Origin of the sequence: Longimicrobium sp. (assembly GCF_036280135.1) — a bacterium.
GTDB lineage: Bacteria > Gemmatimonadota > Gemmatimonadetes > Longimicrobiales > Longimicrobiaceae > Longimicrobium.
In genome coordinates this window covers 1-7,872 of record NZ_DASURI010000710.1, presented here as the reverse complement: position 1 = coordinate 7,872, position 7,872 = coordinate 1, and the positions used below count along the sequence as shown (strand labels likewise).

The following is a 7,872-nucleotide window of genomic DNA, read 5'->3' as shown; positions in this document are numbered from 1 at the left end:
CAGGGCAGGGGCCCGTGGCGCACGGACAGGCGGTCGCGCTCGATGGTGAACGTGGTGCGGTTCACCAGCCCCGCGAGGGTGAAGTAGGTGATGAACGCGCCCGCCGCCACGTGCAGCATGGGGAACAGCTTGAAGACGAGCGGCGCGTCCCCCATGAACGCCAGGGAGTACCAGAAGATCAGCATGCCGTCCCACACGAAGCAAAAGAACACCAGGAAGATGTAGACCCACGAGAACCACCGCCGCACGATCACCAGGTCGCGCCCGCGGTCCTCTACGTGGACGCCCGCCGGCAGCGGCACGGGCAGCGCGCCGGCGTCGCTGACCGGGTCCAGGACGCTCGTCGCGTGGGGCGCGTGAGCCGGGTTGGGCACCACGCCGCGCAGGTCCACGAGCGACTGGCAGCCGGGGCAGCGGGCCGCCATGGTGTCCAGGCTCATGTCCACGGTGCGCAGCGTGGTGCCGCACGAGGGGCAGGCGACTGTGGCGGCAGGCATCAGGGCGTCTCCAGCGGGCGGGGTGGGAGGGCGGACGAGATGCGGAGGTGGACGGGCGGGGCTCAATGAAAGTCGGGCGGCCCGACGCACCGCGTCAAGCCGCCCGGCATCGATTCGTGTCATCCGCGTGCGTGGAATCTTCCTCCGCGCGCAATCCTGAAGGAAGACCTTCCTTCGGCGGAGTACTGGAAGTGTGGCAGGCTTCGCGCGAGCGCCCCCTCCGGGCTCGTGGAGCTCGCCCACCTTCCCCCAAACGGCTGGGGGAGGTTGGAAGCGCTTGGATTCTGCCACGCAACGGCCGGTCGCGGACCGGACGGAACCAGCAGGATCACGGCGTCCCTTGGTAGAGGGGCTGCTTTCGGCGAGGGGACGGCATCCGCGTTTTTGCGAAGAGGCACCGTGACGGCGCCGGGAGCGGATGTCCGCCCGGGCGCATCATCCACCTGATCGCGATCGGTAAAAGGCCGCCCGTGCTCGGGACCCGTGCGTGCGCGGGAGCGCGGCCGAGGCCAGGACACAAGATCCTTCGGTCGCGCCCATGATGTTGCGCCCGTTCAGGTTGCGCGGGGGCGCTCCTCGGGATGACGCCAGCGCGGGGTGGACGACGATCCGGCACTGGCGGAGCCATCGCCCTTACGGCTGCGGGCGCCAGGGGTCGGCGGGGTTGAAGTGCGCGTAGACGGCGCGCGACACGGCCCGGATCAGCCGGTGCCCCTCGTTGTCGGCCTCGTAGCTCGTGTCGGCCTGGTTCTTCGTCATCACCGCGAGCACGTAGTCGCCGCCGGGCGCGTTCACCAGCAGCACCTCGGAGCGCGCGCGGTCCACGAAGCCCTGCTTGGACGCGGCCTGCACAGACGGCGGCAGCTGCGACAGGCCAAAGTCGTCCCAGTAGCTGCGCGTCAGCAGGCGGTACATGGCCTCGGACGCGCGAGGGCCCACGGCGCGGCCCTCGCGGATCATCACCAGCGCGCCGGCCATCTCGCGCGGCGTCGTCTGCCCCCAGCCGTAGACGGACCGCGCGTCCTCCCGCCCCGGCGTGCGCGAGTTGACGCGCGTCTGCGCGAAGCCGTGCGCGCCCAGCCACTCGTTCACGACGGATCCGCCACCCAGCAGCGCCTGGATCCACAGGCTCGCGTGGTTGTCGCTCACGGACAGCATCAGGAACGCCAGCTCGCGCAGGGGCACCGTGTCGCCGGGTGCCATGTATCCCACGACGTCCGTGGGCTCCGTGTAGCGGTATGTGAGCGTGTCGGGATAGGCCACGAGCGCCTGCAGGTCCAGCTGCCCGCGCTCCACCTGGTCGAAGAGGGTGAGGAGGAGCGGGACCTTGACCAAGCTGGCCGTTGGAAAGACGGAGTCCGCGTGGATCTCCGCGCCGGCGCCCGTGGGCAGGTGGCGGACGTAGATGCCCACGTCGCCGTGAAAGCCGCGGACGAGGCTGTCCAGCGTGGCGGCGAGGGCCGTGTCCGTCCACGCCGCGGGCGGTGCGGCGCGCTGGGCGGACAGCGGGGCGGCGGCGATCAGCAGGAGGGGGAGGAGCCGGGCGATCCGCATCGTCGAACGGGGGCGCGAGGGGCGGAGGATGATGATAATCCGCCCGAAGATCGGCCGTGGGGCGCCTGTTGGGAAGGGTAGTGCGGCAGGTAGGGCTGGTCTTCAACGCGTGGCAGGGTCCGAGCGGGCGCCCCCTCCGGGCTCGCGGAGCTCGCCCACCTCCCCCAAAACCCGTGGGGAAGGTTGATTGCAAGCGTGCCGACGGACGTAGAATGACGGCGCGGGCGAGAAACCGCGTTAGCGCGGATCGGGAGTGGCGGGGGCCGGCGCGTTGGTCGCGAGCTCGGCGACGGATTCCAGGACGATGGTCACCTCGCCGGGGGTGCGGGCGGCCTGGTACATCAGCTGGTAGGCGCGCTGGATGACGTGGTTGATGTCCGCGGCGGGCGAGGCGCAGCTCACGGCGCCCACGGCCAGCGACGCCGATCCGCCCTGCTGCGCGGCGGCCTCGCGCAGGTGCCCGCGCAGCCGCTCCAGCGCCACGGCGGCGGCGTCCGGGCCCGTGTCGGCCAGCAGCAGGGCGAACTCCTTGCCGCGGGGGCGGGCGACGACGTCCGTGGCGCGCAGGGTGCCACGCAGCGTGTCGAGCACGGTGTTGGCAAAGGCCTCCGTGGCCGCCGCGGGCTCGCCGCGAACGGCGCCGGCGTCCACGTAGGCCAGCGTGACGGGGCGGCCGTAGCGCAGCAGGCGCGCGTGCTCCTGCTCCAGCATGCGGTAGAACGAGCCGGCGGGGGGCAGGGCGTCGTCGTCGGCGCCGCGGGCGGCGCGCTCGCGGGCCTTGCGCAGCTCCGCCGCCAGCACACCGAACGCGGCAAAGATGGCCACGCGCGGCACCGTGTTCCAGTACGGGATACCGGGGTGGGAGTACGGGTGCCCGGCCCACAGGTCCGCCACCAGCCAGATGCCCGCGCCCAGCAGGCTGGTGGCGATGCCCGCGCGCCGCCCCGCGTACCACCCGGCGATGCCGGCGGGCAGCAGGTACAGCGCCAGCACGCTCACCTCCCACCCGGACCACCAGTCCAGCAGGCCGATGGCCCCCGTCAGCAGCACGGCGCCGATGACGGCGGTGGCCCGGTGGGGATGGGGAGCGCGCGGGTCGAGCGGGGAGGTCATGGTCTACCGCCGTACTGCAAGGGAAAGAACGGATTCATCTCACGCGGAGGACACGGAACTTCGCCTCCACCCATCACCTACCCACGCACTTTCGCACTTTCGCACTTTCGCACTTTCGCACTTTCGCACTGCCGTTCAAAGCATCCCCCGCCGCTTCACGTCAAGGTACTTGTTTACCACGGACGGCACGGCGTCGCCGGGGCGCGTGTCGGCGATGAGCACGCCGGCGCGCTGCATGGCGCCCAGGGCGGCCGCGCGGGACTGCAGCAGCTCCTCGGCGGCGGCGCGGCGGTAGACGGCATCGTCGTCCACGGGCTCCAGGGCGGCGGCCGCCTCCAGGTCCGGGTTGCGGATGGCCACGGCCAGCGGCAGGTGGCGCTCCGCCGCGCGGCTGAGCTGCGAAACGAGCGCCGCGCTGGCCAGCGGATCGATGACGTCCGTGAAGAGGACGAGCAGCGAGCGCCGCCGCACCTGCTGGCCCAGGTAGGTAAAGGCGGCGGGGTAGTTGGGCTCCACCATCTTCGCATGGACCTGCCCCAGCGCCTCGGACAGCCGCGTGAGCGACTTGCGGGCGGGGGGCAGAAAGACGTCCACCTTGTCGCTGAAGACGAGGAGACCGACCGCGTCGTCGTGCACACCGGCCACGTCCGCCAGCAGCAGGGCCGCCGTGAGGGCGTAGTCCAGCCGCTCGCGCTCGCCCACCTTCTGCGTCATCAGCCGGCCGGCGTCAATGGCCAGGACGATGTTCTGCCGGCGCTCCATCTCGTACTGCCGGACGATGAGGCCGCCGCGGCGCGCGCTGGCCTTCCAGTCCAGGGTGCGGGGATCGTCCCCGCGCACGTACTCGCGCAGGCTCTCGAAGCTGCCGCCCTCGCCGCGCTGGCGCACGCTGCGGAACCCCGCCTCGCGCAGGCGGTTGCGCATCCCCAGCAGCCGGTAGCGGGCCACCTCCAGCATCCCCGGGATCACGCGGACGGCGTCTGCCCGGGCGATGCGCCGCTGCGTCCACGCCAGCCCCAGCGGCCCCGCGATGCGCAGGTGCACGTCGCCAAGGACGCCGTCGCCGCGGCGCAGCGTCTTTGCCCCGTAGGTGACTCGCTCCTCGCGCAGGGCGGGGAGCCACACGTCCACCACGTCCGGGCCCTGGCGCTCCAGCACGGGCGGCAGGTCATCCGTCACGCGGACGCGCACGCGGCGGCCCGTGCGGTTGTCCAGGCGGATCTCCACCTCGGCCGTGGCGCCCAGGGAGATGCGCGCCGGCGCCTTGCGGGCCACTGTAAGCCGGTCCGGGCCGGGGGTGGCGCGCCAGTCCAGCAGCAGGAGGACGAGCAGGACGAGGTCCACGCCCAGGGCCACGGGCGTGCTGAGCCAGAAGAGCGGGGCGGCCGCGGCCAGCAGCGCCAGCCAGCGGCCCGAGGGAAGCAGGCTCACCGGGGGGCGGGGACGGTGCCCAGCAGGCCCGCCAGCCGCTCGTCCACCGTCTGCCCCTCCACCTCGGCCTCGGGGGTGAGCACCACGCGGTGGCGCAGGACGGGCAGGGCCAGCGTCTTGACGTCGTCCGGGGTGACGAAGTCGCGGCCGCTCAGGAAGGCCTCGGCGCGGGCGCCCAGGAACAGGGCCACGCCCGCGCGGGGCGACGCGCCCAGGGCCAGCGACGGCTCCTCGCGGGTGGAGCGGACAGTGCGGGTGATGTAGTCGCGCACGCTGGGCTCCACGTGCACGGTGGAGACGGCCTGCCGCAGGCGAACGAGCTCGCCGGCGCCCAGCACGGACTTGATGCCGTACGTGTCTGCCCGGTCGGCGCTGAAGCCGTCCACGTAGCGGTCCAGGATGGCGCGCTCCGCCTCGGCGCCGGGATAGCCCACGACGATCTTGAGCAGGAAACGGTCGAGCTGCGCCTCGGGGAGCGGGTACGTGCCCTCGTACTCCACGGGGTTCTGCGAGGCAAAGACGGTAAAGCCGGCGGGGAGGGGGCGCGTTTGCCCGTCCACCGTCACCTGGCGCTCCTGCATGGCCTCCAGCAGGGCGGCCTGCGTCTTGGCGGGGGCGCGGTTGATCTCGTCCGCCAGCAGCAGGTCCGTAAAGACGGGGCCGGAGTGAAAGCTGAACTCGCGCTTGAGCTCGTCCAGCACGTTCACGCCGATCAGGTCCGTGGGCATGAGGTCGGGGGTGAACTGCACCCGGCCAAAGCGGAGCTCCAGGGCCATGGCCAGCGAGCGGATGGACAGCGTCTTGGCCGTCCCCGGCACGCCCTCCAGCAGGGCATGGCCGCCGGCCAGCAGCGCCACCATCATCTGGCGCAGCATGTCTTCCTGACCCAGGATCACGGTGGACAGCTCGTCCAGCACCCGCTGGGCCCTGTCTCCCGCCACGTTCTCATCCACGAGCATGCTCACGGTCGCCTGACCTCGTCCAGGTAGCGGTCCACGCCGCGGGCCAGCGACACCAGCTCGGCGTCGCCCCCGCGCTTGAAGTCCTTCTCCAGCCGCGCCGCGGCCTCGCGCCCCACGGGGCTTTGCCGCGCCATCCGTCCCAGCATCTCCGCCGCGGCGGCCTCGTCCGCGGGGGCCCGGCGGCCCAGGCGCCGCGCCAGCCCGGCCAGCAGCAGCCGGCGCGCCGTGCGCGTCGCGCCCGCCTGCCGGTACGCGCCCGCCAGCGCCTCCACGTGCTCCAGGGGCGAGCGGCGGCGCAGGGCGGGCGGGGGCAGGGGCGCGCCAAAGCGGCGGCCCAGCAGCCACAGCAGCAGCGCCGTGGCCGCCAGCCACTGCACCCACAGCCCCGCGGGCAGCGTGCGCGCGGCGTGGCGCAGCATGCCGCCCACCAGCCCGTCACCGCCCTGGTCGAAGCCGTGGTGGTACTCGTCGAACCACACCGTGTCGCCGTGCGCCGCGTCCTGCAGGGCGCGGACGAGCAGGGTGGCCGCGCCGCTGCGCCGCAGGGCGCCGTTGCGCAGGGGCTCCGCGTCGGCCAGGGCGATGACCCGCCCCTTGCCCAGGGGCCAGGTGATGGCGGCGGGCTTGCCTTCCACCGTCAGCAGCGTCTCCGTGCCGGGTCGGCGCAGGAGGGCGGCGGTGTCGCCGAAGGCGCGCCGGAACCCCTCCACCCGCGCCAGGCCCTCCGTCCAGCGGTGGGGCCGGGGCTGCGCGGCGCGCGTGCTGTCCGCGAACACGGAGCCGATCCAGGCCGCTTCCAGCCCCAGCGTGTCTCCCAGGGGCGTGCGGGTGCCGTATGCGCTGGGCACGTACAGCAGGGTGCCGCCGCCGCGCACGTGCTCCGCCACGGCGTTGGCCTCCTCGGCGGAGGGCTGGCTCATGGGCGCCAGGATGACGACCACGCCGCGGAGCGAGTCCTCGTCCAGGAAGGGCGCGCGGCGGCGCCGGACGGGCACGTCCAGCTCCTGCAGGGTCCAGTACAGGGCCGCGGCGCCGTCCGGCGAGCGCACGTAGGTGCTGGCGCGGGGATCGGCGGAATCGTCCGGGTCCGCCGTGGCGCCGGCCAGCGCCGCCAGGGCGATGATGACCACGAGGAGGACGACGACCAGCCAGGTGTCGCGGCGGCTACCCATGGGCCCCCGCCTCTCCCGCGGCGCCCCGCAGGCGGTCGTACCCGGCGGCGTCCAGGGCCCGCCCGCCGAATACGACGGGCTCGAACCCGCGCAGGAACGTCGTCAGGGCGCCCGCCGCGCGGGGGTCCTTGCGCGACTCGCGCCGGTAGTCGCCCGGCGTCTTGGACGGATCGTAGCGCAGCACGCCAGCCGCCTCCAGCCGCAGCAGCAGGGCCTGGTACAGGGCCACGGCCGCGTCGCGAAAGCGGCCGGCGGCGGCGGCGCGGCGGGCTTCTTCCTCCCACTCGCCGGCCGTGCGGGCGCGGGCGTCGATGGCGCCGGACTTCCCCCTGGTGGCGCGGGGCGCGGCGCCCCGGTCCTCCAGCCGCAGCAGCGTGTTGCGGACGAAGTACGCCACGATGGCCAAGCCCAGCAGGATGAGCGCGCCCATCACCAGCCAGTAGACGACGGGGTTCTCGCTGCGCAGGTTGCCAAAGCTGTCGAACCAGTCGCCGATGCGGCCAAAGAGGCGCCGCATGAACTCGTTGAAGCCGTCCATGAGCCCCGGCTGGCGCGGGGCCAGCTCCGGGCGGGCGTACACGCGCTCCAGGGCGGCGCGTACCTCGGCGTCGGTGGAAAGGCGGGTCTGCATCTCAGGCCAGGGCCAGCCGCTCGGTGGCGATGCGCACGTCCAGCGCCTCGGCGCGCACGCGCAGGTCGTTGAACAGCAGGGTGCGGGCGGCGGCCGTCAGGGGCACCGTCACGGCGTTGGCCGCCTGGCACAGGGCCAGCCACGCCACCACCTGCGTCCCGCTGGCCAGCCCCGCCTCCGTGGCGACCAGCAGGGCGGCCGTGGCCACCCAGGGCATCCACTGCAGCAGCACCGTCACGCACCACACCGTGCCCACGGTCCACGGCGCCGCGCGGGTCAGGCGCCAGGAGCGCAGCCGCGCCCCGTGTCCGCCCGCGCCCTCCAGCGCCACGGCCGACGGCACGCCGAACCAGGGCGCGGCGAGCGCGGCGGGGGTGAGCCACATGAGCACGGAGGTGAGCCAGTAGCCCGCCGCCCAGCCGCTCCCCGCCACGGCGGCCAGCATCCCCAGGCCGGCAAGGAGCGGGAGGGCGATGACGGCGTTGGTCGCGCCGCCGGCCAGCAGCGCCGGC

At 73.6% G+C, this 7,872-nt stretch carries 6 protein-coding genes and 2 pseudogenes; all 8 read right to left on the bottom strand.

Features of this window, described 5'->3' with window-relative positions:
- Window positions 1-497: pseudogene (locus tag VFZ20_RS22790) on the bottom strand (hypothetical protein); the annotation flags it as partial.
- 633 nt (window positions 498-1,130) lie between these two features.
- Window positions 1,131-2,051 carry a serine hydrolase gene (locus VFZ20_RS22785; protein ID WP_329686255.1) on the bottom strand — a complete coding sequence of 307 codons (921 nt, stop codon included), beginning with the start codon at window positions 2,049-2,051 and terminating at the stop codon, window positions 1,131-1,133.
- 237 nt (window positions 2,052-2,288) lie between these two features.
- Window positions 2,289-3,164, bottom strand: coding sequence for a GGDEF domain-containing protein (locus VFZ20_RS22780; RefSeq protein WP_329686254.1), 876 nt, complete (start codon window positions 3,162-3,164; stop codon window positions 2,289-2,291).
- A gap of 135 nt (window positions 3,165-3,299) precedes the next feature.
- Window positions 3,300-4,595 carry a DUF58 domain-containing protein gene (locus VFZ20_RS22775; protein ID WP_329686253.1) on the bottom strand — a complete coding sequence of 432 codons (1,296 nt, stop codon included), beginning with the start codon at window positions 4,593-4,595 and terminating at the stop codon, window positions 3,300-3,302.
- Entirely contained in the window at window positions 4,592-5,554 is a 963-nt protein-coding gene (locus VFZ20_RS22770; RefSeq protein ID WP_329686257.1) for a MoxR family ATPase, read from the bottom strand. The genes VFZ20_RS22775 and VFZ20_RS22770 overlap by 4 nt, the downstream gene beginning before the upstream one ends.
- A 2-nt stretch (window positions 5,555-5,556) precedes the next feature.
- Window positions 5,557-6,729: a DUF4350 domain-containing protein gene (locus tag VFZ20_RS22765; protein WP_329686252.1), complete on the bottom strand. Its 1,173-nt coding sequence runs from the start codon at window positions 6,727-6,729 to the stop codon at window positions 5,557-5,559.
- The gene (locus VFZ20_RS22760) at window positions 6,722-7,360 is read right to left on the bottom strand and encodes a DUF4129 domain-containing protein (RefSeq protein ID WP_329686251.1); all 639 of its coding nucleotides are present in this window, start codon (window positions 7,358-7,360) and stop codon (window positions 6,722-6,724) included. The genes VFZ20_RS22765 and VFZ20_RS22760 overlap by 8 nt, the downstream gene beginning before the upstream one ends.
- A 1-nt stretch (window position 7,361) precedes the next feature.
- Window positions 7,362-7,872: pseudogene (locus VFZ20_RS22755) on the bottom strand (hypothetical protein); the annotation flags it as partial.